This window comes from Paraburkholderia sp. BL9I2N2 (assembly GCF_004339745.1).
Taxonomy (GTDB): domain Bacteria; phylum Pseudomonadota; class Gammaproteobacteria; order Burkholderiales; family Burkholderiaceae; genus Paraburkholderia.
In genome coordinates, this window is the sequence record NZ_SMGP01000002.1 from 1,773,527 (window position 1) to 1,800,442 (window position 26,916).

General features: G+C 61.1%; 29 protein-coding genes and 1 pseudogene. 13 read left to right on the top strand and 17 right to left on the bottom strand.

What is annotated here, in order from left to right:
* Positions 1 to 10: 10 nt before the first annotated feature.
* The 4 genes from B0G74_RS29940 to B0G74_RS29955 all read right to left on the bottom strand — a co-directional run bounded on the left by B0G74_RS29940 (position 11) and on the right by B0G74_RS29955 (position 2,509).
* Complete coding sequence (locus tag B0G74_RS29940; protein WP_132379004.1) at positions 11 to 379, bottom strand: nitrile hydratase accessory protein; 369 nt, start codon at positions 377 to 379, stop codon at positions 11 to 13.
* Positions 376 to 1,041, bottom strand: coding sequence for a nitrile hydratase subunit beta (nthB, locus tag B0G74_RS29945; protein WP_132379006.1), 666 nt, complete (start codon positions 1,039 to 1,041; stop codon positions 376 to 378). Before nthB ends, B0G74_RS29940 begins: the two co-directional genes overlap by 4 nt.
* Positions 1,038 to 1,712 carry a nitrile hydratase subunit alpha gene (gene nthA, locus B0G74_RS29950; RefSeq protein WP_207915717.1) on the bottom strand — a complete coding sequence of 225 codons (675 nt, stop codon included), beginning with the start codon at positions 1,710 to 1,712 and terminating at the stop codon, positions 1,038 to 1,040. The genes nthB and nthA overlap by 4 nt, the downstream gene beginning before the upstream one ends.
* A gap of 158 nt (positions 1,713 to 1,870) precedes the next feature.
* On the bottom strand, positions 1,871 to 2,509 hold the full coding sequence (locus tag B0G74_RS29955) for an ABATE domain-containing protein (RefSeq protein ID WP_132379008.1): 639 nt from the start codon (positions 2,507 to 2,509) through the stop codon (positions 1,871 to 1,873).
* A 76-nt stretch (positions 2,510 to 2,585) separates the two neighbouring features.
* On the opposite strand from B0G74_RS29955, the gene B0G74_RS29960 reads away from it, so the two are divergent.
* Entirely contained in the window at positions 2,586 to 3,506 is a 921-nt protein-coding gene (locus B0G74_RS29960; RefSeq protein ID WP_132379010.1) for an EamA family transporter, read from the top strand.
* On the opposite strand, the gene B0G74_RS29965 is transcribed toward B0G74_RS29960, so the two are convergent.
* The 3 genes from B0G74_RS29965 to B0G74_RS29975 all read right to left on the bottom strand — a co-directional run bounded on the left by B0G74_RS29965 (position 3,500) and on the right by B0G74_RS29975 (position 5,554).
* Positions 3,500 to 3,955, bottom strand: a complete 456-nt coding sequence (locus tag B0G74_RS29965; protein ID WP_132379012.1) for a hypothetical protein — start codon at positions 3,953 to 3,955, stop codon at positions 3,500 to 3,502. The genes B0G74_RS29960 and B0G74_RS29965 overlap by 7 nt on opposite strands.
* A gap of 213 nt (positions 3,956 to 4,168) precedes the next feature.
* Positions 4,169 to 4,867, bottom strand: coding sequence for a haloacid dehalogenase type II (locus B0G74_RS29970; protein ID WP_132379014.1), 699 nt, complete (start codon positions 4,865 to 4,867; stop codon positions 4,169 to 4,171).
* 54 nt (positions 4,868 to 4,921) lie between these two features.
* Positions 4,922 to 5,554: an ABATE domain-containing protein gene (locus tag B0G74_RS29975; protein ID WP_132379500.1), complete on the bottom strand. Its 633-nt coding sequence runs from the start codon at positions 5,552 to 5,554 to the stop codon at positions 4,922 to 4,924.
* A gap of 172 nt (positions 5,555 to 5,726) precedes the next feature.
* Between B0G74_RS29975 and B0G74_RS29980 the strand changes: the two genes are divergently transcribed.
* The 3 genes from B0G74_RS29980 (at position 5,727) to B0G74_RS29990 (ending at position 8,192) form a co-directional block, all read left to right on the top strand.
* On the top strand, positions 5,727 to 6,422 hold the full coding sequence (locus tag B0G74_RS29980) for an alpha/beta hydrolase (protein WP_132379016.1): 696 nt from the start codon (positions 5,727 to 5,729) through the stop codon (positions 6,420 to 6,422).
* Between the two features lie 93 nt (positions 6,423 to 6,515).
* Complete coding sequence (locus B0G74_RS29985) at positions 6,516 to 7,370, top strand: alpha/beta hydrolase (RefSeq protein WP_132379018.1); 855 nt, start codon at positions 6,516 to 6,518, stop codon at positions 7,368 to 7,370.
* 51 nt (positions 7,371 to 7,421) lie between these two features.
* A complete protein-coding gene (locus B0G74_RS29990) occupies positions 7,422 to 8,192 on the top strand; it encodes an SDR family oxidoreductase (RefSeq protein WP_132379020.1) in 771 nt (256 codons plus the stop codon).
* Between the two features lie 110 nt (positions 8,193 to 8,302).
* Here B0G74_RS29990 and B0G74_RS29995 read toward each other — a convergent pair whose 3' ends face one another.
* The 3 genes from B0G74_RS29995 to B0G74_RS30005 all read right to left on the bottom strand — a co-directional run bounded on the left by B0G74_RS29995 (position 8,303) and on the right by B0G74_RS30005 (position 11,045).
* Positions 8,303 to 9,739, bottom strand: coding sequence for an MFS transporter (locus B0G74_RS29995; protein WP_132379022.1), 1,437 nt, complete (start codon positions 9,737 to 9,739; stop codon positions 8,303 to 8,305).
* Positions 9,740 to 9,790: 51 nt separating this feature from the next.
* Positions 9,791 to 10,180, bottom strand: coding sequence for a nucleotide pyrophosphohydrolase (locus B0G74_RS30000; RefSeq protein ID WP_132379024.1), 390 nt, complete (start codon positions 10,178 to 10,180; stop codon positions 9,791 to 9,793).
* Positions 10,181 to 10,313: 133 nt separating this feature from the next.
* Positions 10,314 to 11,045, bottom strand: a complete 732-nt coding sequence (locus B0G74_RS30005; protein WP_132379026.1) for a glycosyltransferase — start codon at positions 11,043 to 11,045, stop codon at positions 10,314 to 10,316.
* A gap of 404 nt (positions 11,046 to 11,449) precedes the next feature.
* Here B0G74_RS30005 and B0G74_RS30010 point away from each other — a divergent pair, with 404 nt between their 5' ends.
* Together B0G74_RS30010 and B0G74_RS30015 are read left to right on the top strand one after the other, a co-directional pair.
* The gene (locus B0G74_RS30010; RefSeq protein WP_132379028.1) at positions 11,450 to 12,169 is read left to right on the top strand and encodes a hypothetical protein; all 720 of its coding nucleotides are present in this window, start codon (positions 11,450 to 11,452) and stop codon (positions 12,167 to 12,169) included.
* 221 nt (positions 12,170 to 12,390) lie between these two features.
* On the top strand, positions 12,391 to 12,882 hold the full coding sequence (locus B0G74_RS30015) for a phasin family protein (protein WP_243658346.1): 492 nt from the start codon (positions 12,391 to 12,393) through the stop codon (positions 12,880 to 12,882).
* Between the two features lie 293 nt (positions 12,883 to 13,175).
* Here the strand turns inward: B0G74_RS30015 and B0G74_RS30020 are convergent, their stop codons facing one another.
* The 3 genes from B0G74_RS30020 to B0G74_RS30025 form a co-directional block, all read right to left on the bottom strand.
* Positions 13,176 to 14,423, bottom strand: coding sequence for a M6 family metalloprotease domain-containing protein (locus B0G74_RS30020; protein ID WP_207915718.1), 1,248 nt, complete (start codon positions 14,421 to 14,423; stop codon positions 13,176 to 13,178).
* A 42-nt stretch (positions 14,424 to 14,465) separates the two neighbouring features.
* Positions 14,466 to 14,618 (bottom strand): hypothetical protein, encoded by a 153-nt coding sequence (locus B0G74_RS46250; protein ID WP_207915719.1) that lies wholly within the window; start codon positions 14,616 to 14,618, stop codon positions 14,466 to 14,468.
* Positions 14,619 to 14,802: 184 nt separating this feature from the next.
* Complete coding sequence (locus B0G74_RS30025; protein WP_132379032.1) at positions 14,803 to 15,036, bottom strand: hypothetical protein; 234 nt, start codon at positions 15,034 to 15,036, stop codon at positions 14,803 to 14,805.
* 4 nt (positions 15,037 to 15,040) lie between these two features.
* On the opposite strand from B0G74_RS30025, the gene B0G74_RS30030 reads away from it, so the two are divergent.
* The 4 genes from B0G74_RS30030 (at position 15,041) to B0G74_RS30045 (ending at position 18,888) form a co-directional block, all read left to right on the top strand.
* Positions 15,041 to 16,588, top strand: a complete 1,548-nt coding sequence (locus tag B0G74_RS30030; protein WP_132379034.1) for a hypothetical protein — start codon at positions 15,041 to 15,043, stop codon at positions 16,586 to 16,588.
* Between the two features lie 24 nt (positions 16,589 to 16,612).
* Entirely contained in the window at positions 16,613 to 17,410 is a 798-nt protein-coding gene (locus B0G74_RS30035; RefSeq protein WP_132379036.1) for a hypothetical protein, read from the top strand.
* Between the two features lie 271 nt (positions 17,411 to 17,681).
* Entirely contained in the window at positions 17,682 to 18,239 is a 558-nt protein-coding gene (locus B0G74_RS30040) for a glycine zipper family protein (protein WP_132379038.1), read from the top strand.
* A 112-nt stretch (positions 18,240 to 18,351) separates the two neighbouring features.
* Positions 18,352 to 18,888: a universal stress protein gene (locus B0G74_RS30045; protein ID WP_165923943.1), complete on the top strand. Its 537-nt coding sequence runs from the start codon at positions 18,352 to 18,354 to the stop codon at positions 18,886 to 18,888.
* A 197-nt stretch (positions 18,889 to 19,085) separates the two neighbouring features.
* Here the strand turns inward: B0G74_RS30045 and B0G74_RS30050 are convergent, their stop codons facing one another.
* Positions 19,086 to 19,790, bottom strand: coding sequence for a GntR family transcriptional regulator (locus tag B0G74_RS30050; RefSeq protein ID WP_132379042.1), 705 nt, complete (start codon positions 19,788 to 19,790; stop codon positions 19,086 to 19,088).
* A gap of 208 nt (positions 19,791 to 19,998) precedes the next feature.
* Between B0G74_RS30050 and B0G74_RS30055 the strand changes: the two genes are divergently transcribed.
* The 3 genes and pseudogenes from B0G74_RS30055 to B0G74_RS30065 all read left to right on the top strand — a co-directional run bounded on the left by B0G74_RS30055 (position 19,999) and on the right by B0G74_RS30065 (position 24,046).
* A complete protein-coding gene (locus B0G74_RS30055; protein ID WP_132379044.1) occupies positions 19,999 to 21,273 on the top strand; it encodes a glucarate dehydratase family protein in 1,275 nt (424 codons plus the stop codon).
* Positions 21,274 to 21,380: 107 nt separating this feature from the next.
* Positions 21,381 to 22,709, top strand: coding sequence for an MFS transporter (locus B0G74_RS30060; protein WP_132379046.1), 1,329 nt, complete (start codon positions 21,381 to 21,383; stop codon positions 22,707 to 22,709).
* 47 nt (positions 22,710 to 22,756) lie between these two features.
* Positions 22,757 to 24,046: pseudogene (locus B0G74_RS30065) on the top strand (MFS transporter).
* Positions 24,047 to 24,202: 156 nt separating this feature from the next.
* Here the strand turns inward: B0G74_RS30065 and B0G74_RS30070 are convergent.
* From B0G74_RS30070 to B0G74_RS30080, 3 genes are all read right to left on the bottom strand, one after another.
* Positions 24,203 to 25,012, bottom strand: a complete 810-nt coding sequence (locus tag B0G74_RS30070) for an alpha/beta hydrolase (protein WP_132379048.1) — start codon at positions 25,010 to 25,012, stop codon at positions 24,203 to 24,205.
* Between the two features lie 153 nt (positions 25,013 to 25,165).
* Positions 25,166 to 25,312, bottom strand: a complete 147-nt coding sequence (locus tag B0G74_RS46835; protein ID WP_243658347.1) for a DUF3563 family protein — start codon at positions 25,310 to 25,312, stop codon at positions 25,166 to 25,168.
* Positions 25,313 to 25,703: 391 nt separating this feature from the next.
* Positions 25,704 to 26,858 carry a porin gene (locus tag B0G74_RS30080; RefSeq protein ID WP_347814524.1) on the bottom strand — a complete coding sequence of 385 codons (1,155 nt, stop codon included), beginning with the start codon at positions 26,856 to 26,858 and terminating at the stop codon, positions 25,704 to 25,706.
* Positions 26,859 to 26,916: the final 58 nt, after the last annotated feature.

A 26,916-nucleotide genomic window follows, 5' to 3' on the forward strand; every position in this document is an offset into this window, starting at 1 on the left:
GTGCAGACCGTCACTCGAGTTCGATCGGCTGTCCATGCGGCGTGCGGCGCGCTGCCGCATCCCACGCGTTACGGCGACGCAGAAGCGAGTCGTCGGTCACGAGTCCTTTGATCGTGCTGATGCGCTCCAGCGCTGTCAGCCAATGCGAGTAGTAAGTGTCGCCGTGGTCTGCGTCGCCGGCGGCCTGTGCGTCGCGGATTGCCTCGTTCAAGCACGTTGCCCACTCGGCCCAGGTGAACATGCCGCGCTCGTGCAACGCCAGGGTCATGGCAAACGCCTGGGCTTCCCACGGCGCGTTGAAAACCGGCCCTGCGTCGTCGCAAGGCAGGGCTGGCAACGCGGCTCGCAGTTCAGGTAGTTTCGTTAGAGCATCAGTCATGGTGCCGGCGGCAGTTCGAGATACGGTTCCCAGCAATCGACGCATACCGACGCCGCAGTCGTATCCCGCCCCCAAAGCTCCGCACTGTCGAAGCGCACGGTATAGAGCCATTGCGGTTGCTCGCCCAGGCCGATCGCGTTGGTATCGGGAAAGACATGCGTGCCGTGCACAGTAACAATGCGCCCGCGTTTGCCACGACAATAACGCGGCAAGCGAGTATGCGACGAAGGATTGATTTGACGAGCCTGCACCCAATCGCCAACGGCAAACTTTGCTTCAACGGCCGCGGGTCGCTCGACGGGACTGCCTCGTAGCAGCGTCGCGGATACGTCTTTGGCCATCAACACGCGCGGAACCGGCACCGCTTGACTCATCGACTTGCCTGACTCGATTTCGTCGGCCGTAGCCAGACCGGTGCTCAGGATGAGTTTCTTCAAACCCTCGAACCAGATCTGGTAGTAGCTGCTGGAAAGGTATTGCGCCGGCGGCAAACTCTCCCGCGCGGCACGCGACATGTCGATGTTCCACTTACCGATTGCGCCCATGGCGATCGTGGTCGCGTGCACCCTGCGCTCCCAGTCGGCGTGAAAGGGCGAGACTTCGTTATCGGGACATATCGGACCGAAAGTCTGCATACCACCGAGATCCTGCGCGCCGTTCATGGTGTCCCCCGTGTCGACTCGGGAGTCGTCGGCAATCCCGTGCCGATCATCGAATCACGCGTTACCAGTTCAGCTAGCGCCTCTTCGGGGAAATCGGCGGTGCCGGGAGGCTGCATGGGCAACACGAGGTATCGAACCTCCGCAGTCGAATCCCACACGCGAAACTCGACTTCCGCCGGTAATTCGAAGCCGAACTCCTTCAATACGCCACGGGGATCGATGACGGCACGCGACCGGTAAGGCGCCGATTTGTACCATACGGGTGGAAGTCCGAGCACAGGCCACGGGTAGCACGAGCACAATGTGCAGACCACCATGTTGTGAACGGCGGGCGTGTTTTCCAGCACGATCATGTGCTCGCCCTGTCGGCCTGTGTAGCCGAGCGACGCGATCGCTGCAGTGGCGTCGTCGAGTAGCCATTGTTTGTACGCCGGATCACACCAAGCCTTTGCGATCACGCGGGCGCCATTGCGCGGCCCGACTTTGTGCTCATAGGTTTCGATGAGGATGTCCAACGCGTGCGGATCGACATACCCTTTCTCGACCAGCAGGGATTCCAGAGCACGGACACGCAGATCCATCTCCGACAAAGCACTACCGTGGTGGTCGTGAGTGTCGGTGTGCGGGTGCGCGTGGTGATCGCCATCGGGATCGTTACCGTTCATCGCCATTCACCGCGAACAAGGCTGGAGAGAACAAGTATGGTTCGTGCTGGGCGCAAATGCAATCTTGGGCGAGTGTGATGCTCTGGGCGTAGGTCGCCCTCAGATTGATGCTTCCTGCGGCAGCGATTGAGGTTTCAGTAATGCGTAAGCACAATAAGCCCTGTCTAAACGTCAGCGTCGCGCTGACGCACATAGTGACGGCGGGCTTTTGCACGGTTCCCGCAGTCGCCCATCGAACACCACCGTCTGTTCTGCGCACGACTTTCATCCACGAAAAGCCATCCGCAGCCCCGGTCGTCCTGACACTGCTTCACCTTATGCGAATGGGGACCGGTTAGCAGCGCCAAAGCGGATATGACCACAGGCATGAGCAGAACACACACGCCATTCGCGTGCGCATCGGCGTTCCACAGATAGCGCCCTCGCTGGACGGATAGCTGCATGCCAGGAGGGCCCGCATTGAGCAACTGGGACAGAAGCGAAAGGTCGGTTTTCGCTGGGGCCTTGTCCGACGCCGCGCTCTGAAGCGCCCGGTAAATCGTCTCACGCAACGATAAAGCTGTCTGGTATCCGTTTTCGGCGAGGACAGGATCGCCCTTCCATTCAAGCGACAACGCGCGCAAAAAACCCGCATCGAACAGTCGGGCCTCGGCAAACCACCGAAGCAGCGCCTCAGCGGATGGCAAACGCTCTTCCTGCTCGTCAGCCCGGCGCCACGCGACCGTGTTCACGAACCGAATGGCCAACTCCTCGTCGACATGCGACGCCCTGCGCGGCCGAGCTTTTTCATTCTGGACGGTCATGCTAAATGCCTCTTGTAAATCCGCTTCGAAAGTATAACCTGTTAACCGGTTATACAGATCAACGAACGGACTTGTTATGTCGACTCGACCGCTACTCGCGTTCTCTGCCATTTATTTCGTTTGGGGGTCGACCTATCTTGCCGTTGCGATCGGCTTGCGCTCGTTCCCACCGATGATTCTGATGGGAACACGCTGCGTGATTGGCGGTTTGATCCTGCTGGGGTGGAGCCTGCTGCACAATCAGCGCCTCCCGTCCGCTCAGTTATTGATTCATGGCGTCGCATGCGGCCTGCTTTTCTTCGTCGGCTGCCACGGCGTTCTGGCGATTGCGCAGCAGCATGTGCCGTCAGGAATTGCCGCCGTCATTCTGGCGACCATTCCGTTCTGGATTGCCATGCTGCGCTTTTTGCTTCCGGGAGAACGTCGTCCTGTGCCGGCCACCATCTGCGCACTGGGTGTGGGTTTTGCCGGCGTCGCCGTCATCGCGTGGGCAGCACCCTCGTCGGGCTCGCACGGAATGGAGTTGCCCTGGCTTGCCGCGTTGCTCGGCGCAAGCCTTTCGTGGGCACTAGGAACGGTCCTGACTCAGCGACATAAGGGCAAGACTCCCGCGCTTACGCTTGCGGGGGTCGAACTGTTAGCGGGTGGCGCAACGCTCGCTGTGTTGTGCGCGATAACGGGAGAACTACGCGGCTTCCGGGTCCAGGCAGTCTCAGCAGACTCGCTTTTTGCGCTTGGCTACCTGATTCTCGCAGGTACCGTTCTGTCATTCGCCGCGTATGTCTGGTTGCTCGACCGCGTCGATCCGACACTGGTCGCAACATACACGTTCGTCAATCCAGTGATTGCCGTGATGCTGGGGTGGGCTTTTCTCGAGGAACGCCCCACAGCTGGGATGCTAGTGGGCGCACCGTTGATTGTGGGAGCCGTCGCTACCGCCTGGTTAATCGATCGGAAACAGCAAATCGTAGGCGGAGGCAGCCCAAGGCGTTACTGACCCGACGCATGTGCTCTGAGGAACGCCACATAGCCGTTCTGTGTCTTGAGGATCTTCTCGGCGCAGTCGTCATAGTCGGAACCTTTGGCGTTGTCCGGCCCATACATGCCGCGGCACTGCGCAAAGAGAGTCAAGGTTGCGCCCGAGCCTTTTGCGGCGCGGGTCGCCGAAAAGGCAACCTTGCCCGACCCACTCGGCACGTCGGTGTCGATTGCGACCGCGTCCGCGCGCGTCACGCTGGTATCGGAATGCTGCTCGATATAGCGTTTCGTCATCGCCCAAGCCGCGTCGCAGTTCGCCGGGTCGCAGTTGACCGCCGCATTGCGTTGGGCGGCGGCAAGATTCGTTTCGTTGTGGAGGAACTTCTGCTCTTGCTGCTCCTGCTTTTCGGCAGACGAGCAACCAGTCAGTACAAGCGCAACGAGCGCAAAGGCAGCGATCTTTTTCACGAGTAACTTCCCCTAGCCATGTTCGAGCGCGATTATAGCTGCGCGCCGGAAGTGCTCGCAGATTCGCCCGAACGACTTGCGTGAATATCGCCGCTTCTCACTTCTCAAAGGCCACCGCGGCGTGACGTAATTTGTTTGGCCGTTGCGGCGATTCGCGTTCTGTCGTTTTCATCATTCAGCGAATGGCCGCTTCCGGGCAGCATGCTCCAGAAATCAGCGCTGCATCGACGCCGCGGCGCCGCCATCGAATAGCGCTGGCAATCCGTCAAGACCTTGCAGTTGCCAGTCGGGTGTCTGGCCCATTTCTTCGAAGACATTGCCGCTACGATTGATCCAGCATGTCGGAAAGCCGAAATAGCGAGCCCCCGTTGCATCCCACGCATTCGACGACACGAACAGAATCGATGTTCGAGCGAGCCCGAATGCCTGCTCCGCCAGCAGGTAAGCGCGGTCGTCCGGTTTGTACACGCGGACCGGGTCGACGCTCAGCAGATGGTCGAACTCCGCGCGAAGTCCCGAGTTCCCCACCACGGCGCCGATCGAATGAGGCGAACCGTTCGACAGTACGGCGAGCTTCAGTCCCCGCCGACGCAATTCGCTCAACGTACCGGGCACTTCGGGGAACGGCTGCAGGCGCAGGTATGCATCGCAGAGCGTCCTGCAGGCTTCATCGCCCAGATCGAGCCGAAGGTGCCGGCAGGTAAAGCGCAATGCGTCTTCCGTCGCCTCCTCGAAGGTGACGTAGCGGTTCATCAGACTCCGCAGCCACGTGTATTCGAGTTGCTTCTGTCGCCAGAGCGTGCTGATTTCACGTCCGCGCCCCGGATATTGTTGATCGCACCGCGCCACCACCGAGTGGACATCGAAAAGGGTGCCGTACAAATCGAATGCAATCGCCTTGATGTGATCCATATCACGCCTCCAAAACAGACCTCAGTACAACGCCGAACCGCTCACCACGTTACGTCACTCGCCTTGTTGCTCCTTGAGCCGCTTTCGGTGAGCGGCAACCTTCGCGCGGTTCCCGCAAATTGCCATGCTGCACCAGCGGCGCGCGTGGCCCCGCGTGTGATCCGCAAACATCAACGTGCAGCGCGGACCTTCACATGCCTTCACGTGCGTGAAGTCCTCGTCACACACCAGGTTCGCCAGCGCTTCGGCAATGGGCATCAGCAACGACTCCGGCGACTTCCAACGCCGATTCGTCCGGAGTTCAAAGGGCGACGCCTCGCCCGTCGCATCGGCGACGATTTCTGCATATCGGTCATCCCGCTCGAGCAGTTGATTCAGCGGCGCGAGCTCGCGTAAATCTCTCGCTGTCAACGGCCGCCCCTTCCTTTTCTGCGCAAATACCCTGAACCATTCGCGCAGCGCCCGAGCCTGCGCCGCAACGGCGTCGAGTTCGGCCGGCGTGGCCTGCGACCGCAGTGCAGTGAGCGCGGCGCGCGGGGCCATTCCGGCCTGCTCCAGCCAAGCCAGCAATCCGGCTCCATCGCTGATCCAGTCGACCTCTTCATCCACGGGGGTCGCGACCGAGTTCAGGAAATCGAGGCCCGGCGCGTCGGCAACGAATATCGCGGGAATCTGACGGTAGTCCATTTTCTTGTAATCAATCTGCAATGACGATGTCAGTATCGTAACCACTAAAAACGTACTTGACAAGTTACATATCAAGTTAGTAACCTTTAAAACAACATCAAACAGGTTACACAAACGCGGCGAACCTGGCTGCATTTCGCAAGCAGCATTCACTATCTTCAAAGGAGCGGACATGTCTTCTGGCAATGTGAGCGCAGTGCTGGTGCACGGCGCATGGGCGGACGGATCGAGCTGGAGCAAGGTGATCGAGGGTTTGAAGGAACACGGGATCGATGCGGTCGCGGCTCCGCTGCCGCTCACTTCGCTGAGTGAGGATGTGGCCGCGCTCGACCGGACGCTGGAGCGGATCGAAGGTCCGGTGGTGCTGGCCGGTCATGCGTATGCCGGCGCCGTGATCGGGTCGAGCCGGTCCGAAAAAATCGGGGCATTGGTCTACGTCGCCGCGCTGGCCCCGGATGAAGGAGAAACGGTCGGCGACGTGTTCTATCGCGGCGAAGCGCATTCGCTGGCGCCGAAACTCGCGCCGGATCGACACGGATTGATATGGCTGCCGCAAGAGGCGTTCGCTCAGGCGTTCGCGCAGCATGCGACGCATCAGGAGTTGGCGGTGCTCGCTGCCGTGCAGCGTCCGATTTCCGTGTCGTGCATCGGCGAAGCGGTCGGGCGTCCGCTGTGGAAAGACCGTCCAAGCTGGTTCCTGGTCGCCGAACAGGACCGGATGATCAACCCGGACACCCAGCATTTCATGGCAGCTCGCATGAATGCTCACGTGCGGTCCTATCAGGCCGACCACACGCCGATCGTGACGGCTCCCGACGCGGTGACGCATGTCATCGCCGAAGCGGTCCAGTCGATTTCCGCTCGCTAACGTTATCCGCGAGTTCTGTGCGACCTGCGATACCGAACATCGCACGGCGCCTTTCGTCACCCGTTTAACTCTGTTTCCCTCAGGAGAGAGACCATGACTTCGATTGCCTATCGTCACGCCGACGTCGACGGCTTCAAGGTGTTCTACCGTGAAGCCGGCCGCCCCGGCGCCCCAAAGCTGCTGCTCCTGCACGGCTTTCCGAGTTCGAGCCATATGTTTCGGGACCTGATTCCGGAGCTCGCCGACCGTTTCCATATCGTCGCGCCGGATCTGCCCGGCTTCGGTCAGTCCGACATGCCCAGTCGCGACGATTTTGCTTACACGTTCGACAACATCGCCAACGTCATCGAGCATTTCACCGAGGTGATCGGCTTCGACCGTTTTGCGGTCTACGTATTCGACTACGGCGCGCCGACCGGTTTCCGCCTTGCGATCCGGCATCCCGAGCGGATCACCGCGATCATTTCGCAGAACGGCAACGCCTACGAAGAAGGATTGAGCGAAGGCTGGAATCCTATCCGCGCGTATTGGCAAGACGCTTCGCCGTCGAATCGGGACGCACTTCGCGCACTGCTCACGCACGAAACGACCGTCTGGCAGTACACGCACGGGGTGCCCGACACGGCGTCCGTGTCGCCTGATGGTTACTCGCTCGACGACTTCTATCTGAGCCGGCAAGGTGCGCACGAAGTACAACTCGACCTGTTCCGCGACTATCAAAGCAACGTCGCGCTGTACCCCGCGTTCCAGCAATACTTCCGCACGCATCAGCCGCCCTTGCTCGCCGTGTGGGGCAAAAACGATCCCTTCTTTCTGCCCGCCGGCGCCGACGCATTCCGGCGCGACATCCCGGGCGCCGTAGTGCGCTTCTTCGATACCGGCCATTTCGCGCTGGAGACGCACGCCACGGAAATCGCCGCGGCCATTTCGGACTTCCTTAACCACTGAGATATCCGAAGCACTGAACCGCGCTTCATTCAACCAATCAGGAGAAGCAACATGTCCAGCAAAGTCGCAATCGTGACGGGCGCAAGCCAGGGTATCGGCCGTTCCACCGCCATCAGACTGGCGCGGGATTTCGATTCGATCGTGCTCGTGGCGCGCAACCGCGCGAACCTCGACGAGACCGCCGTCGAGGTGAAGAAGGCCGGTGCCGAAACGCTCGTTATCGACGCCGACCTCTCTGAGCCCGACGTCGCCCGCCAAGTCGTCGACCAGACACTCGCGACGTTCGGGCGGATCGACGCCCTGCTCAACATTGCAGGCGCAGTCCCGCAGATCGACGTGCTCGAGATGACCGACGAGCAATGGGAGCATGGTCTCGCGCTCAAGCTGCACGGCGCGCGACGGTTGACGATCGCGGCGTGGCCGGCGCTGAAGGAAAGCTCAGGATCGGTCGTGCTGATGTCCGGGAATTCGGCACTGTTTCCCAAGGCGCCCTATGCGGCCGTGGGCACGATCAACGCGGCGATCGTGGCGCTCGCGAAAGCGTTCTCGGATCGCGGCATCGCCGACGGCGTGCAGGTCAACAGCGTGCTGCCAGGGCCCGTGATGACCGGCCGGCGACGCTCATACCTGGAGCATTGGGCGCCGCTGCACAACATGTCTGTCGAAGAAGCGACGGCAAAGTTTCCCGTTGAAGCCGGTATTGCGCGTTACGGCACGCCGGAGGAAATTGCCGCGTTGATGGCGTTCGTCGTGTCGCCTGAGGCACGCTGGATGACGGGATCGACCTTACGGATGGACGGTGGAGAAGTGAAGTCGATTTGAGTCGCGGGCCGCGATGCTCGCGTGTCGCAGTTTATCTTTCAAGCTGGGCGTAGAACATTGCGTGTGCCGATTCAGTGTCGAATGTGTCGAGAGCGCTTTCGACTGTTTCGTCATGACTTCTCGCCCGCCCTTCGATGTCCGCTGACATGCGCGCCGGCATCGGGTGACAGCGAAAAGACATCGGCTATCGCGATCACGCTCAATACCGCCATCATCAGAAACGCGATGGTGAAATCGGCCGGCGCCAATGTTTGCGCATCGTGTCCGTGCCACCACGCCGCGATCCGTAACGCAATCGCGCCGGCTGCAACGCCCATGCCCATCGTCATCTGGCCCAGGGTGCTCGACAAGGTGGACGCGCCGCTCATCTGCTGCTTGGGCACATCCGCGAAGCCGAGCGTGTTGATCGCGGTGAATTGCAACGACCGCGCGACGCCGCTGACGAATAGCGCAAAGAGGATCCATCCATACGGTGTGGAGGCCGTTAGCAGACTCATGCTCGCCAGCGTCACCGCGGCGAACGCGCCGTTGTACAGAAGCACCGTGCGAAAGCCGAAGCGCCGCAAGATCTGCGTCGTGACGAGTTTCGTCGACAGATTGCCGGCGAATACCCCGAGCGTGAGCAAGCCCGACTGAAACGGATTCATGCCGAAGCCGACCTGAAACATCAACGGCAGCAGAAACGGCACCGAGCCGATCGCGATCCGGAACAGCGACCCGCCACCGATCGCCACCATGAACGTCTTGATCCGGAACGCCGACAGATCGACCATCGGATGCGCGCTGCGTCGCAGATGAAACCACGCCGCCGCGCAAGCCGCGAGACCGATTGCCAGAAACAGCAGCGCCGTGCGCCATGACGTGTCGGCGCGGCCGATCGCCTCCATCGCGTACATCACCGACGTGCCCGCCACGCCGGTCAACACGAAACCCAACATGTCGAACGGACGACGATCCGTGTCGCGTTCCGCGCTGATGAAGCGCCACGCCAGCGCCACGCCCACGAGTCCGAGCGGCACGTTCAGATAGAAGATCCAGCGCCACGACGAATACGTGGTGATGAACCCGCCCAGCGGCGGTCCGAGGACTGGCGCGACCAGCCCCGGCCAGGTGATGATCGAGATCGCGCGCATCAGGCCTTCCTTCGGCGTGGCGCGCAGCACGGCGAGTCGTCCGACCGGCACCATCATCGCGCCGCCAATGCCTTGCACAATCCGCGCGCCGGTGAATTCGACGAGGTTGTCGGTCAGTCCGCACAGCACTGATGCGGCGGTGAAGATCGCAAGCGCAGCCGTGAACACCGTGCGCACACCGACCCTGTCGGCAATCCAGCCGCTGATCGGGATGAAGACCGCGAGCGTCAACAGATACGACGTGATGCCGATGCTCAGTTCGACCGGCGTGATGTGAAACGAATGCGCCATCTGCGGTAGCGCGGTTGCGATGATCGAGCCGTCGAGGTTTTCCATGAACAACGCGGCCGCGACCAGCGACGTGATCAGAGAGGAAGCGCCGGGGCGTGTGGTGGCGGATGACGAAACCGACATCGACTGACACTCCTGAATTGCGGGTGAGGCTGGGGGGAAGGCTCGTTGACTCTAGTCTTCGTACTCGGAGTACTTGCGTGAGTCGCCGCGTACTTTGTCGGCGGGATATTTTTCCCGATTGAGCGCCATCTTTTCCACCACAGCCTGAAAGAGGTCGACATCCATCTTGTCTGCAAGGCGAACGAGGTACACCAGAACGTCGGCCATCTCATGCCGGATAGCTGTCTGCTTCGCTTCGTCGAGTTCGCTTTTGTCACCCGAAACAAGCCACTGAAAAGGCTCCAGTAGCTCGCTTGCCTCGACACTCAACGCTGTCGCCAGATTCTTCGGCGTGTGGAATTGGTCCCAGTCACGCTCGTCGACAAACTCGCGGATGAGTTCGCGCAGTTCCAATAGGTCGTTTCGCAACTCCGTCTTTTTCACGTTGCTCCCGTGCTGCATGCGTGGATCGATCGTCGAGTCCGATAGCATACTTGCAGGAGCCCGTCTCTGCCAGGTTGACGGGGTTGCTTGCGACAGGGGGTGAGCGCAGGGAATCTCACTCACTTATCCCACGTTGAGTCAGGCGAAGCAGTTAAGGCGCAGCGTCGAAACGCTCCGAATCCTCGCACGCCTGCGATACTGTGTCGTTCGCCATCCCGTCCGCCGCAGCCAATTGCAGACTGACCGCCCGCAGCGCTGCGCCGAAGCCGTTAGGCGCGCGCGAATCAAGACGGGCGCTGGTCACCACTCGCGTTGCGGCGCTCCATGCGACGGATGCCTTTGCGGCAATCAGCGCTTCGACGAATGCCACGTCCTCATTGGATGCGAATGGTCTGAATCCGCCAGCCGCCACGTACGCCGCCGCGGACACGCCCAGATTCGCGCCGTGAATATGGCGGTGCCCGTCACGGTCCCGATAAGTCGTCGTGAAGTCCCTGCGGACCGCGGCACCGTGTCCGGCCCAATTCTCGATACTGATGACTCCGCACACCGCGTCGGTTCGACAGTTAAGCTGCTGCACGAGCCAGTCTTCCGCAACCGTTGTGTCAGCGTCGCTGAAAGCCAACCACCGGGCGCCCTGCGCCAGCGCTGCCTGTGCACCCATCGCGCGCGCCGCGCCGACGTTGCGCATCTCCACCGATAAGATCCGCGCGCCCAGCGACGCGGCGATCAGCCCCGTGCCGTCAGTGCAACTGTCCATCACCACAAAAATACGGACTTCCTCGCCCTCGAGATTGGAATGACGGGACGCGCGAATAATCGACCGGATGCACTGACCGATTAGATGAGCCTCGTTATGGGCTGGGATGACGACGGCAAGCATGGTTTCTCCATTTTCGCTTCTTGGACCGTCTTTTCCAGGGGACCGTCACGGGTTACACATCGGATGGGCATCACTTCGTAAAGACCGCTCAGCACGCGCTGTGCCAGTTCGCCGGTACGTGCGTTTCGCCGCGCCAGTCCCGTCGAACGGTTCCTGCAGGAGCTTCGTAACTATCGACACTGACCCATAGCGTCGACAAAACAGCGCGAAGTGGATTCCTCTTTCCAGCGCCATGTGCCCGGCGAAATTCATCCCGCTGACACCGACAAAGAGTTCCCTTGCATCGCAAATCGGCAACTGATCGAGTTCAAGGAATGCCGGGAACAGCCGTTGCGCGGTTCAGATGCATGAACACAAGCCATCTTGCGTTCATTCCTTTTAATCCTTCATGTCACAGGCTAACTATGAAACTCCTCACTACCCAGAGCGGACTACCTCGCGTTTCGTGGGGTTCTGTGATCGCAGGCGTCATCCTCTCGCTGATCGCCTACCTCATCCTCAGTGTGCTCGGCACGGCAATCGGCACGTCCGCGCTCTCGCCCCTTTCCCGTCCCAATCCTCTGCAAGGATTCGGCTTTGGTTCAGGCGTCTATCTGATCGTGATGACCGTCATCGCCGTCTTCATCGGTTCCTATTTCGCGGGACGCTGTGCCCCCGTACTCGGTTGGCTTCACGGCCTGCTCGCGTGGGCAGTGATGATTCTCATGGTTGTCTACGGAGCAACGTCGCTGCTCGGAAGCGCGGTGAGCGCCGCCGGAAGCGTCGCGGCGACCGGCGCAACGGTCGGTGCGGCAGCCGGTCCGTCAGGAACCACTGGCACGATGGCGGGCGCCTTGACACAACGCGTTCAAGGCGCGGTTGCCTCCGCGACCGCTGAAGCCTCGAGTCCGCAAGCCGAAGCCGATGCACGTCAGGCAGCAGACACCGCAGCACGCGGCGTAGCACGCGCCTCGTGGTTTTCGTTTGCGGCACTCGTTGTCGGCGCAATCATCTCCATCGTCTCGGGGCACGCCGGATTTCGTCATCAGCCGCCGTTCGAAGAAGCCGGCGGTGCGTCGACCGATGACGACGCTCTCCTGCGCCGCAACCCGACCCGTGCAATGCCAGGCCGCCCGGTCGCCTGATTGATCCGGCCGAGCCTCCTGACCACGACGCGCAACGAAGCGACAACTTGCCGGATGCGCGCCGCGTTCTCCTCGGAAATGCCCGTTGATCCGCTTGGCCCGACGCATGCAGGCCAGACCACCGGCGCTGGAATGACGGTTGCTGACTGGCTCAATGCCGGCATGTGCCTGCCCCTTCACTTTCACCCTCACCGAGCCTTCGTCTTATGCACGCTACTACTTTGAACTACGCTCCCCTCTTTCGCCGCGACACCGATCTTCCAGGCGCATTCGACTGGATGGCCTGCGCCGTGGCCGGCCTGGAGAAACTTGTCGAATTGAATGTGCAAACCGTAAAGACATCTCTCCGCGAACAGGAGGTGTTAGCCGGAGCGGCACTTTCTTCACGATCATTGAATGAAGTGATCGAACTTCAGTCGCAGCAACTGCCTGCCGCGCTGAAAAAGACGTTTGCGTACTGGCGCCACGTTCAGGAGATCGCCGTAGAAACTGGAGGAGGACTCGCTTCTGTTATGCAAGCGAGTTTTCAAAGTCTTGTGACCACGCTGCAAGCGCCAGTCGACATCGCGACATCGGCCGCTAGTGAGCAGGGCCGTACATCGCGGCTGCTTTCGACGTATCCGGCGAGAACCACGGCCGGCACGCCAGTTGCGATCGTAGACAGTTCCGGAAGAAAGATTTCTGACAACGAGTCAGGCGGCAGCTTCCACTAGGACGTGCTTTGCAGGCATCGGTCGATGCATGGCCGATGCGCAGGCACCGAGAGTTCAAGCATGCGTCCCGCCAGAGATACTTGCTGCGCGAACAGCAAGCCACCGTATGCGTGCACACGCCCGTGAGCGCTGGCACTCACTTACTCTCGGGTTCGCAATTGAGCCAGTAATCGCTCTATTAGATTGGCAGCACCATTCGGGGTAGAAGAGTCCGTACCTCGCGCGCGGAAGGCTCGCCCGAACGCGTTCATCTCGTCCCGTCCGGCCTTCGCCGATGGTGCGCCGCGCCCGTCTCACTCCATCGTCACGCTAATTTTCATCTTGTCAGCCCCTGGCGTGCCCGATACGGCGATCGTCACACCGCTCCATTTGCCATCGGGCAAATGGAGCGCGGGCTTGGTTGCCTTGCCGATCGAGCGTTTGGTGCCGTTCGGATACAGGTCCGTCGAGTCACCGCGATTGCCCTGTCCGAAAATCTTCGCGAGATCGCGCCGGTTGTCGGCCTGCATCAGTTCGATCGCGAGATGCTCTTCGTCGTTGACGTTGTCGATCCGCTCGTCCACCACGTAAATCGCCACGCCCTCATCCGGCGAAAACGCGTCCTGTCCGCGCCGCCGCCGGTACTCGACGATGATGTACTGCTCCTCGACCATCCGCGCAGCGTTGTTGATATAGACGATACTGCCGCCCTCAGCCGCGGGTTCGAGGTCAATGTTCTTCGTCGTCTTCGTGACGAGCCTCGGTTCGATCCAGCTATGAAACATGCGCAGCATGCCGTTCGGAAGCACGGGCGTCAGCCCGTTGTTGCCCCACGAGCCCGCCGCCATCAGACAGTAGTTGCCGAGCCCGTTCGACTGCATCTGCTGAACGCGGCCCGTATCGTAGTAGTCGGCCCAGCGCGCGGCGAGGTGTCCCCATTCGTGCGCGCATACGCCCATGTTGCAGTCTTCCGGCACCGTCAGATAGGTTTGCACAGTAAGGTTGGGGCCAACCTTCACGCCGTCTGGAATAACCCATTTGTGGCTCCATACGTCGTCGCGCGACAAGGTCTGCTCCGCTCCACCGCCCGCATGGATGATGAAGAGCGCCGTGACCAGATGCTCGCCGAGCATGTCGTACGGAGAGAAATCGACACCGGCCTGCTGCGCCGCCAGCACGGCATCGCGCGCGATGCCCTGGGCGTTGCGCGGAAACGTGCCGTCCATGCCCGAACTGCCGTCCGTGTAAAAGCTCAACGGCTGAGGCAGGCGAAACCAGCCGAACACCTTGCCCTGCACGTCGATGCCCTTTCCCGCCGCGCCGTCGAAGTTGCTGACCGTGCGGTAGTAATCACGCATGCTGCCGGTGGGAAAGACATGGTCGGCGCTGAACAGCATCTGCTCGAAGAACGCAGGGCTGCGGTTGACGTCATGGGGGCGATCGGGAAAATCGACCAGCAATACCAGCGTCTGAATGACACCCTTGAGCAGTCGCGGGGGACGGTCGATCAGTTGCTTGCTGGTGCTCGATGAATGCTGGAGCGCGCCGTCGTCGAGGCCCACGAAATTCTCGCCGCGCCTGCTGCTGCGCCAGACCGAATAGTACTAATCGAACGTCATGCTCTTGGGCAGCCTGCGCTTTTCCTTGAGCTCCATGAAACGCGCATAGAGCTGGGCGATTGCATCCGGCGACAGCGGCACGCGACAAAACGCGTGGGTGCAAACATGATTGCGGATAGGCTTTACAGAGCGGCGCATGGCAATCACCTCCGTTCATCAGGGTCGAAGACAGGCTCTCAGGGATTCACGTCCCCGAAGCGTTTTTGCATTTCGGTGTCGATCTTCTTGACCGAATGCAGCTTCCCCGGATTGATCTCCAGCCGGTCTGGATCGCTCGTCGGCGCACCAGTTTTCTTTTTGCTTTCACATTGCTTTCATACGCCTAGCGCGCCTGATTGAATGTTGACTGCCGCACGTTGCAGCGAAATTGATCTCCTGTCTGGCGGGCCGGAAAACCCTCATTACAAATTGTCAGGTCAATTTCTATGCTGTGTTGAGAGAATTCCATCTCGATCGAGTGGGCCATCGAGTCCCGTGTCCGTCCGCGCAACTTCGATTGCGCCGCACAGGTATTGCCCGTTCGAAACACAAAGAACGAATCATTCTTCTGGATCATCGAAATGATCGTGTCTCTTGTGAATCACGTCGCCGATAACGCCACGACGTTGCGCGTATGGGCGGGTGTTCTCGCGGCTACCAATGGCACGGCGTCGGCGCTGGCCTGGACACTCGGCGGCAAACCGGTTGTGCCTTCGACAGTACGCCCGCTGCAGTGCTGGAAGGTTCAGGGAAAGCTCCCCTTCTGCTCCACGGTTGTCGAATTCAGTGGCCTTGCGCCGGCTTCCGAGCATGAAGTCGGATTGAGCGTCGACGCCGTCGCACCCGTCGTGCGCTCATTTCGCACCCTGCCTCAAGCGATCCCGCAGGAATTCGGCGAGCGATTCAATCTGCTGCTCCTGTCATGTTTTCACGGCGCCCAGGACCGGCATGGCGAAGCGGGCAGATGGATCTCTTCCTATAAGCCGCGTCCAGACCTCGTGCTGTTCGCGGGCGATCAGGTTTATCTGGACCTGCCCACGGAACTCAACTTTTCGAATGACCAGGCCTGGCTTGAAGCGAAGTTTCAGGAAGACTACGTGAGCAACTGGTATGCGCCTGGTGCGTCGCCAGCGAACGGAAGCGGCATTCCAGAAGGGTTTCCACAATTGCTATCGCTGGCGCCCGTCGCGTCGATTCCCGACGATCACGAGTACTGGAACAACGCGCCCTTCAAGAGTCCGCTGATTCAGAACAGTTGGACGGAAGCGGGCAGGGACCGCTGGCGCACCGCAGCCGAAATCGGCTTCAGCATGTTTCAGCAAGGCTATCCGGGCCCGATGGGACAGCCGCGCGTGATCGACATAGAGCCTCTCACGATCCTGCTGCTGGATACGCGCAGTCAGCGCGAAAGAGGCGTCGGCAATGCGCCGGATCACGAGACGATGCTCGACCCGCCAGGGGCGCTGCTTGGCAACGCGGGCCGCAACGCGCTCGCTGCATGGGTGAACACGCTCGTTGCGTCCGCGAACACGCCGAAGCCCCGTTACGGTTTTCTATTGACGGGACAATCGCTCTTTGCCGATCCGGCGAGCGCGTTCGATGGTCACGTTGCGGACTACGAACTGGCGAACTACGAAGCCGATTATCGCTTCATGGTGGAACAGATAGAACGCGTCTCGACGGCCGGCTTGCCGCTGACCTGCCTGACCGGCGATGTTCACTGGGGCAGGATACTGCGCGCCGATACGTTGAACCGTGGCCCCGTCTATGAAGTGATTTCATCGCCCACGTCGCTGGTCAAGTCGATCGGGATCGACGAATTCAAGACAATCAAATCGGCGATTACCGGCTGGTTCGGGCCACGCGACCCTTGGCCCACGCACCCTAACCCCGGCGACCCACCATCGAGATTCGGCAGCCTGGGCGACTATCAGTCGCTCCTGCTGCCGACGACGCTCAACCCTCGCCCCTCTTCATCGATGAGAGGCAATCTTGCGCTGATGCTTTGCATTCAGCGTGTGGGCGGCTCTCTCGATGTTCAGGTCGACTACGTGCCTCTTCATCGAGATCAGGAAGTGAATGCGAAAACGCGTTGGAGCGCGCATTTCAAACTGACGGCTGCTCACTGAAACGCTCAAAGGGAGTCCACCATCATGTCAGTCATCGCACGCCGGTCAAGAGCGGCAGCACGCAATAAGAATCTACTCGCGCTGACACGGCAGAAGAAGGAGGGCAACGTCGTGTGGATCAATCGGGCGCTCAAGAGCGTCCCGTTGAAAGGCATCAAGGAGCACAGTTTCGTTCTGTTGATCGGCGGCGCCGATCCGTTGTCGTTTCGCTTGAGACTCGCGCAGGCGCACGTGCGCAGTGACATGTCGCCGAGTTCGTGGTCGCAGGCGATGTTCGTTGGCGTGAAAAGCAAAGCCGCGACGAAGGATACGGAAGTGACCAGCGTGTCGCTTTCGCCCGACGCATGGTATCCGCCGGACGGATTTGCGCCCATCTGCAATGCGATCCAGACAAGCACACTCGCACATATCGATTCGCCCGAACAGTATCCGAACCTGGCGCTCATCGTGTGGCCCGTCGCGGGCGAAGCGATTCAAGCGAGTCTCACGCAACTGCGCCGTGAGCGCATGTCGATTGATCTGTCGAGCCTGCTGCTGCGTTGGATAGGCTATGCGTGGGGTTGCGGTGTGCCGTCGAATCCACTGGGCGAAGGCTTCGGCATGCCTTCGGCTGCGATGCTGGAGACGGCGTATGCGGCCAACGGATTCGATCTCACGCCGGGACTCGAGAGCCGGTCCAGTTGCCCCGAGGCGATCTGGCAGTCGGCAAGCTGGTGGCACGAGTACTACAACAAGGATGTCGAGAACCCGCAATACATCTACGGCGCATTCACCCGCGAGCACTATCTCGTCGACGCATCGTATTTTCCGAGCGGCGGGTGATGCCTTCTTGCGCTTACGCCGCTATCACTCGCCGTGTCTACCAAACACGATTGACCTGCTAGCCGCTCGCTTACGCGACAAGAAAGCAGGTCCACGGGCTCTCGAACCGAACGAACGACCTGCGTTCTCCCCCAAATCGGTCCGCGTGCCCGCCCTCCCCGCTTTTCACCAGTCTGTTACACACCCCCGCCGGCCCTGCGCAGCGTCAAGCTAATTCAACGCTAACTGTGCGCGCTCAGGATGGCGTCATCGAATCAGGGGACGTGACATCATGAAACTCTTAAGAACCACTCGTATCGCCTTGCCCGCATGCTTGATCGCCGTCGCGCTTACCGGCTGCGCCGTCATGCCGCCGACTGGCCCGTCAGTCGTCGCATTGCCGCCAAGTGGCAAGCCGATTAGCGTGTTCCAGCAGGAAGACTATGCATGCCGGGACTACGCATTCCGCTCTAACAATGCCGCCGGGCAAACACAAGGCGCAATACCAGCCGGCGTCGGCAGCAGTGCGATCGGAACCGTGGGCGGAGCGGCCGCCGGCGCGCTGCTCGGCGCCGCGGCAGGCGACGCCGGCGTCGGCGCAGCGATCGGTGCGGGCGCGGGCCTGCTGCTCGGCAGTGCTGTAGGTGCAAACGGCGCGCAAGCCACTTCGGCCAATCTGCAGGCGCGATACAACGCCGCCTACGCGCAATGCATGGCCTCGAAAGGCAACACTATTTCCCAGCCGGCCGTTTATACCACGAGCCCCGTCTACGCTCCGCCTCCGGTTGCGTACGCCCCGCCTCCTGTCGTTTACGGCTATCCGCAACGCTTCGGCTACTGGTCTTATTGATTGCTTCAGCTAATTTTCCGCTCACTCTACCGAGTGATGATGCGGTCATGGATCACGAACAGCTCAAGTCTGCTGTCGTGTCTGACTTAACCGCTACATGAGGGCGCTCAACATGTTTTCGAAAATCCTCGTCGCAATCAGTGCAAGTTCGGCCGATACCGTCCTGGCGTCGGCCATTGAAACCGCACGCAAGTACGACGCACAAATTGTCGTGCTGCATGTGGTCGACCCGACGCCCTCTTATCTGGGAGCCGCTGACGACAATTTCGGCTTGATCGTCGAGGCAATGAGCGCGCACGGACGCAAAGTCATCGCGCATGTCAGGAATGTACTGGACGATCAAGCGCCTGAAGCGGAAGTCCGCATGGTTATGCTGCCGATGTGCGGCATGACGGTCGGCCGCGCGATCGCCGCTGTTGCCGAGGAGACGGGTGCTGACCTGATTCTTCTCGGCGAACGAAGCACGTCCCGGTGGCGCTGGTTGAGTGAAGACGTTGCATCGGAGGTAGTGCGCCGCTCCGGCAGGCCAGTCCAGATCGCGGCCGATGCAATCGCATTGAGTTCGGCGCGTCATGCCGGCGCACGTTGGGCTGATGTATTTACCGCCCGACGCCGACCGGCTAAGACGCGCGTACGGGCTAGCGTTTGATCGCCGTTTTTGGAGGTTTCGCCGCGACGGCGCGCGTTAGTGGCCTACGCGAGTCGAGCGAATAGTGGCGAGCGAGCTGTCGCTTCGACGAATGCGGCTGGTCGTTCGAGCGTCATCAAATGGCGACCGACGACGGCCATCGCCGAAATCGGCCGATCGAGTTTCGACGGCGCTTGCACACGCTCCTCCGAGCGCATTCAGACGTCAGTCAAAAAATTCGGGTGCCTCGTGCGGATCTCGTCGACCTGGTTCAGCGTACCCGAGAGATGCTTGCGCAGCGCCGCCTGCGCGGCCTCGGCATCGCCCCTTTCGATGGCATCGACGATCTCGGTGTGATCGCGCACCACCGCCATCGTCTTGCCCTCGACCGGCAGGTGCAGGCGACGCAGCCGGTCGATGTGGCCGCTCAGTCTGCGCACCAGATCCCAGAGCTGTGGCACGCCCGCCGCCTCGTACATCTGGCGATGAAAGGCCTGGTCGAGCAGCGAGAACTGCTCGATGTTCTTCAGGTCGCGCACTTCCATCTGCCCGGCAATCGTGGCGCGCAACTGAGCGATCAGTGCGGCGTCGCGCTGCTCCGCAAGCGTGCGCACGATTTCCAGTTCGATCGAGCGCCGCAGGAAGTGCGCCTGCAACGCGGAAGTCACATTGATCTGGCTGACCACGGTGGCGTGCTGCGGAAAAATGTCGACGAGGCCTTCCTCGCCGAGCTTCATCAGCGCATCGCGCACGGGCGTCTGACTCAGACCGTATTGAGTCGCCAGATCGGCGCGCGAGAGCACCGTGCCGGGCGCCAGTTCGAGGGACAGGATCATTTCGCGCAGGCGCTCGAAGACTTGCGGCGCGGCATGGCGAGACCGGTCGAGCCGGGTCGCCCTCGTCGGGGAAACGTTGATTTTCATGGCAGGACCAGAAGCGTGGGCACAGGCGGACACTGCTGTTTCCACGTGCTGAAATATTAATACTATAGCCGACGCGCGCGCGCTTCCGGCAGGCGTGCAGCCGTTTTCAGCGCGCCAGGCGCATGGGTTTTCCCCACTGACGCACTAATACATTAGTGCTTTACCATGCGTCATCCACTTCCAATCCCTCTATTTCCGGACTGCCGCCATGACTCGCGACATCACCGTCACTCAGGTGCGAATTACGCCGATCGCCTTCCGCGACGGCCCTCTGCTCAACGCTGCCGGTATCCACGAACCGTGGGCATTGCGCGCCATCGTCGAGTTGGAGACGAGCGATGGCCGCGTCGGCATCTCGGAGACATATGGTGACGAGCCGATGCTGCGTGTGCTCGAGCAGGCCAAGGCGCTGGTGATCGGCCTGTCGCCGTTCGACCTGAACCGGATGGAAGAACGCGTGCGTGCGGCGATCAAGCCGAGCTCGGGCGCGGTCGAATTCGAACTTGCCCCCGGCTCGCACTCGGCCAAGAACGCGCCGAAAGTCATCAGCACGCTCGAAGTCGCGATGCTCGACTTGCAGGGGCAAATCATCGGCGCGCCGATCGTCGATCTGCTCGGCGGCAAGGTTCGCGACGCAGTGCCCTACAGCGCCTACCTCTTCTTCAAGTACGCGGAGCACGTCGACAAGCCCTATGCGCCCGATGCCTGGGGCGAAGGCCTTAGCGCGGAGCAGATCGTCGCGCAGGCGCGTCGCATGATCGACCTGTACGGCTTCCAGAGCATCAAGCTCAAGGGTGGCGTGTTCGAGCCGGCGCATGAGATCGCGTGCATGCGTGCGCTGCATCAGGCTTTCCCCGGCGTGCCGCTGCGCCTCGATCCGAACGCCAACTGGACGCTCGAAACGAGCATCGCGGCCGCGCCCGAACTCGACGAACTGCTCGAGTACTACGAAGACCCGTGTCCGGGGCTCGCAGGCATGGCCGAACTGGCGAAGCACACGCGCCTGCCGCTCGCGACCAATATGGTGATCACGACCATGGAAGATTTCCGCCGTGGCGCCGAGATGGGTTCGGTGAAGGTGTTGCTGTCGGATCATCACTACTGGGGTGGTCTGCGTGCGACCCAGACGCTCGCGCGCATGTGCAAGCTGTGGGATCTGGGCATGTCGATGCACTCCAACTCGCACCTCGGCATCAGCCTGATGGCGATGACGCACGTCGCGGCGAGCATCCCCAATCTGACCTACGCGTGCGACACCCATTACCCGTGGCAGGAAGAAGAAGTCATCAAGGGTGGCCGCGTGAGCTTCGACAATGGCGCGCTACGCGTGCCCACCACACCAGGCCTCGGCGTCGAACTCGACCGCGACCGCCTAGCGGAACTGCATGCCCAGTATCTGTCGTGCGGCGTGCGCAATCGCGACGACCTGAAGCAAATGCAGAAGTACGACCCGAGTTTCAGCGGTAAAAATCCGCGCTTCTGACCCGACCAGATGTGCCGCGCGCGATGTGCATTGCCACTCGCAACTATGTTGCATGAGATCTGAGTAAGTGCTGAGCGCCGACTCTGGTCCACAACGGAGACAAGCCGATGAGCAGATCCACCCCGGCCGCAACCGGTCCCGACCGAGCGGACGCGCTGGCAAGCGCCGTACGCAAGATCAAGTGGCATGTGCTGCCGCTCTTCGTCGTCATGTTCGTCGTCAACTACATCGACCGGGTGAACATCGGCTTCGTCCGCCAGCATCTGAGCGCCGATCTGGGCATCGGTGCCGCGGCCTATGGACTCGGCGCAGGGCTCTTCTTCGTCAGCTACGCCGTCTTCGAAGTGCCGTCGAACATGCTGCTGCAGCGCTTCGGCGCGAAGGCGTGGCTCACGCGCATCATGTTCACGTGGGGTCTTGCCGCGGTCGGCATGGCGTTCGTTCGGGGCGAGACGTCGTTCTATGCGATGCGGTTGCTGCTCGGCGCGGCCGAGGCGGGCTTCTTTCCGGGCGTCATCTTCTATTTCACTCAATGGCTGCCGCGCGACGAGCGAGGCAAGGCGATGGCGATCTTTCTCAGCGGCTCGGCGCTCGCCTCGATACTCTCCGGGCCAATCTCCGGCGCGCTGATGCTGATCAGCGGCTGGGGCCTGCACGGCTGGCAGTGGATGTTCGTGATCGAAGGCATGGCCTCGTTAGTACTGGCCGGCTTCATCTGGTTCTGGCTCGACTCGAAGCCGCGCGACGCCAGATGGCTGAGCCGCGCCGAACAGGACGCGGTCGTCGCCGAGATAGAGGAAGAGCAGGGCGAGCGCGATGCGGCGCATGCGGTCAAGCCGTCCGTCTGGACTCTGCTACGCGACCCGCAGATCGTGATCTTCTGCGTGATCTATTTCTCGGTTTCGCTGACGATCTACGGTGCAACGTTCTGGCTGCCCAGCATCATTCGCAAGATGGGCCATTTCAACGATTTCCAGGTCGGGCTCTTCAATTCGATCCCGTGGCTGATCTCGATCGTGGCGATGTACTTCTTCGCGATGCTCGCGGCGCGTTTCAAGTTTCAGCAGGCATGGGTTGCGTGTGTGCTGTTGATCGCCGCGCTCGGCATGTATGCCGCCGGCCAGGGCAGTCCGATGTTCTCGTTCGTCGCGATCTGCTTTGCGGCGATTGGTTTTAAAGCCGCGTCGGCGTTGTTCTGGCCGATTCCGCAGGGCTACCTGGATGCGCGGATTTCCGCGGCGGTGCTCGCGTTGATCAATTCGATCGGCAATCTCGGCGGTTTCGTTGCGCCGGCGGCGTTCGGCTTGCTCGAGCAGAAAACCGGATCAATCGAAGGAGGGCTCACGGGGCTGGCCTTGATGTCGGTGGTGGCTGCCGGGGTCGTCTTCTTTTCCCGGATGAAGCCTCGCGAGGGGCGGTCCGCCCTCGCACTGTAGGCGGTGTGCGAACCAGTTTGCCTGATTACAAACGTCCTGGAGACACGATGAAAATTTTAGAAGTCCGTTCCGTCGCCGATCAAACGGCCGTCGGACGATACAGATGGACCATCTGCGCGCTCATCTTTTTTGCAACGACGATCAACTACATGGATCGCCAGATGCTTGGGCTGCTCGCGCCGCTGCTGCAAAAAGACATAGGCTGGAATCAGGTCCAGTACGCGCAGACTGTGATGGTGTTCACGGTCGCCTATGCAGTGGGTCTCGCGACGTTTGGCCGGATCGCGGATCGGATCAGCACCAAGGTCGTCTACGGCAGTGCCATGACGATGTGGAGCCTGGCCGCGATGCTGCACGCGATGGCGGCGACCGTCCCCGGCTTCGCGGCCGTGCGCGGATTGCTCGGGTTCGGCGAGGCGGCCAATTTCCCTGTCGCCATCCGCACCACAGCCGTATGGTTTCCGAAGAAAGAGCGGGCGTTGGCCACGGGCCTGTGGAACATGGGCGCAACCGTCGGCGGGATCGTTGCGCCTGCATTCGTACCGATCGCCGCTGTCATGTGGGGTTGGCGTGCGACGTTCATTGTGGGAGGGGCGGCCGGTTTCGTGTGGTTGGCAGTGTGGCTGCTCGTGTACCGTCCTCCGGCGGAGCATTCGTCGGTATCAAAGCGCGAGCTGGATTACATCAATTCGGATCGGGACGAAAACGTTGAGCAACCCGTGGGCTGGCTTTCAGTGCTGAAGTACCGCGAAACGTGGGCGTTCATTTTCGGCAAACTGCTGACCGATCCGGTGTGGTGGTTTTACCTGTTCTGGCTGCCCAAATGGCTCAATGAGTCGAGGCACATCGACATCGGCAATCTTGGACTGCCGTTGATTGTCATCTACACGATGGCATCCGTCGGCAGTGTGGCTGGAGGATGGCTGTCGTCCCGGCTGATGCAGCGTTCCCACAAACCTAACGTCGCACGCAAGATCGCGATGGGTGTCTGCGCGCTGTGCGTCCTCCCGATTGCGACGCTTTCGCTCTTTCAAAGCCTCTGGTACGCAGTCTTCGCCGTCGGACTTGCCGCAGCGGCTCACTAGGGGTGGTCGGCAAATCTTGTCACGACCGTCGGCGACGTGTTTCCGCGCCGGATGGTTGGCACGGTGGTCGGTATCGGCGGCGTGGCAGGGATGATCGGCTCGTTCTTCTACTCGGGAATCATCGGCGAGACGTTGCAGCGCACCGGTCAGTATTGGGTGCTCTTCGCTGTCGGTGCATCGGCTTATCTGGTCGCGCTCGGCATCATTCATCTGCTGATGCCACGCATGACGCCTGTGAATCTGGAGCAATAGACTGCTCTCTGCTGAGGGTCTTCGGCAACCCCGAGACTGGCAGGCCATTGATGCAACGCGCGTCAACTGCTCGACCGCTGCGAGATATCGCGTAACGCTCAAAACAACCCTGGTTTGTCTGCTGTACGTGCTTATTGGTTTCCTCAGGAGACCGCTTCAAGCCGTCGCATCCGCCTCGGCAATATGCCGCACGATCATCGCATTGACGCTGTCGGCGTGTGTAAGCGGCCCCATGTGTCCCGCACCCTCGACGATTGCAAGACGCGCCGCGGGCAGCAGCATCGGCAGCCGCTCGGCGATCGCGCGCGTCGGCACGGGCGCGTGCTGGCCGCGCATGATCAGCGCCGGGACACGCAGGCCGGTGTATGCGCTTGCGGGCGTGCGTTCGTCGAGCAGCGCGCGAAAGTCGAGCGGCGCCTTTGGCGCCCAGCGTGTGAGTGCCGCCTGCACCGAGGGCCGCAACGCTTCCCATGCGCCCCGGCCGCCCCAGTAATCGACGAATGAAGCCGCCGCGCCCCGATAGTCGCCACAGGTCACGCCATCGGCGGTGCGCTTCGAGATGGCGATGATTTCCGCGAGCGCGTACGCTCCGTGCGCGCCCATCACCTTCAGCAGATGAAACGCCGAGGGCTCGTAGAGCGTGATGCTCGCGATGCGCTCCGGCCGTTCGACGGCCGCGCGCAACGCCACGCCGCCGCCATACGAGTGGCCGACGAGATGCACCTTGCCGCGCGAGGCGTCGATGATGCCGATCGTCCTCGCGGCCTCGTCGGCGAGCGTGAACGCGCGCTCGCCGCTCCACGGGCCCGTGCTATCGCAGCCGTAGTGCTCGGGCGCGACGAACGCGTGGCGCGAACCCAGCGCTTCGCCGAGCTTGCGCCATTGCGCCGCTCCCGAGCCGGAGCAGTGCAGTGCGATCACCGACGTTGCGGATGAGAAGGCTTGCGAAACGATAGTGCTATTCATGTCGTTCATGGAACTCAGGAGTTGGGCGCACGGGTGCCGGATCGCGGAAGTCTCTACTATCGGCGCGGCGCGGGCGGCTGGCTATGATCGAGACGCCGGCGCGCATGTCCAGGCGTCCAAACTGATTGAGAGAGGGCGCGTTGGTTTGTCGCGTCAGCGGTCAATCTCCGTTAAATGCATGCGGCGTTCGAGTTCGCCCATGTCGGCGGCGGACGCGAGATATTCGTCACGACGACTGTGTTCAGCACGGTCAAGTGCCTTTTTCAGCAACGGGTAAAGATAGATGAGCAAGATAAGCAAGACGTCCTCCAGTTGGCGACCTGGTTGATTGCGTATCGCGCACGAACGGGCACGACACGTGGGTTCCAGGCGTGCATCCGGTGGGGACATCCGAGTTCGATGGATGGGCGGGTCGTGCTACGGCTGGACGCAGCGTAATGCAGAGTCCATGCCAAATTGCAGCGAGCCTTGTCTGGCGGACGTTTAGCGATATTTGAGGGGCGCGGATGGGGCGAAGTGTCGTCGCGCGGCCGACGAATATTCGAGTGGAAGTCGGGCCGCGACAGACACGTGCTCAGTAGTTGGCACGCTATACCGAGCGTCACGCTTCGGAAAGGGGCAAGAACTCAGTCACGAGTTCCAGTGTGAACGGCCGACTGCTGCGCGATGACATCGAGCATTCACTATCCATTTAGAACTGGTGGCGAACACCCACCATCGCACCCGTTTGATCCACCCCGGGCAATGGCGTAGAAGCGGGTGGAATCACGCCGCCATCAATCGTGAACGCAGCGTTGCGCTGGTTGAACATACGCCCTGCTGTGACGTACACGGAAGTGCGCTTGGACAATAAGTACGACACACGCGCTGCGATCACGGAAGCTCCCGCGGAACTCCCACCGTTGACCGATATATGACCGAACTGGGCGTCAAGCGCGATTTGTGGAACGGGAAAATAGGTCCCGCCAAGCCACCAATAGTTGCTGACCGCGTCGACAACAGTCGGCGTCTGCACCCCGTGATTAATTCGATGAAGGTATCCCGCACCGATCGTCGAGGTACCCAGTTTCACGTAGCCGTCGATGACGGCACGTGTATCAGTTTGCGAGGTATTGGGCTGGGGCGAGCCAGGGCCGCCACCGCCGTAATTGCGGTCGATCGCCGTCGCCACGCCCCATGTCGCCGCTTCATATTTCACCATGGCAGACATTGACTTGCAGGCCCGCCAGTCCGTCGGCGACTGCCCGGCGCACCCGCCGGCCGGCGCGGAATCCACCGCGTCGCGCCCGAACGAATATGTCACGCCCACGGTCAGCCCCGATGACGTGAACGTGTAGGCGACCGCGTTGTCGAGCCGCGCTTGAGACAAGTACGGGTCCAGATCACCGGCGGCATAGACATTCGGCCCCATCGTGTCACCCGGCAAGGCCCAATAGATCTGAGAATATTGCCGGCCTAAAGATAATGTCCCCCACCGCCCTGAAAGTCCGACATATGCCTGCCTGCCAAACAGGCGACCACCCTGATTCAGCGTCCCCTGTGACGGGGCGAAGCCCGACTCCAATACGAAAACCGCGCTGAGACCGCCACCCAGATCCTCCTTGCCACGCAAGCCCCACCTCGAGGGTATCGATGCCGTGAGCGACGGCATACGCACGACGCTGGACTGGTGAGCACCAACATTTGTCACGTACTCGATACCGGTATCGATAATCCCGTACAGAGTGACAGAGCTCTGTGCCTGCGATGCTCCCGGTGCACATGCCGCAAGAGACGCGAGTCCCCACCAAATTGTCTGACGCCACGAGAAGGCACGTCCCGTCCGACCCAGCCTCGAACTCATCATCTGTCTCCCTTTGGTTAAATGCTTCCACGGAAGATAATTTTTTGTCGTCTTCCCTGTC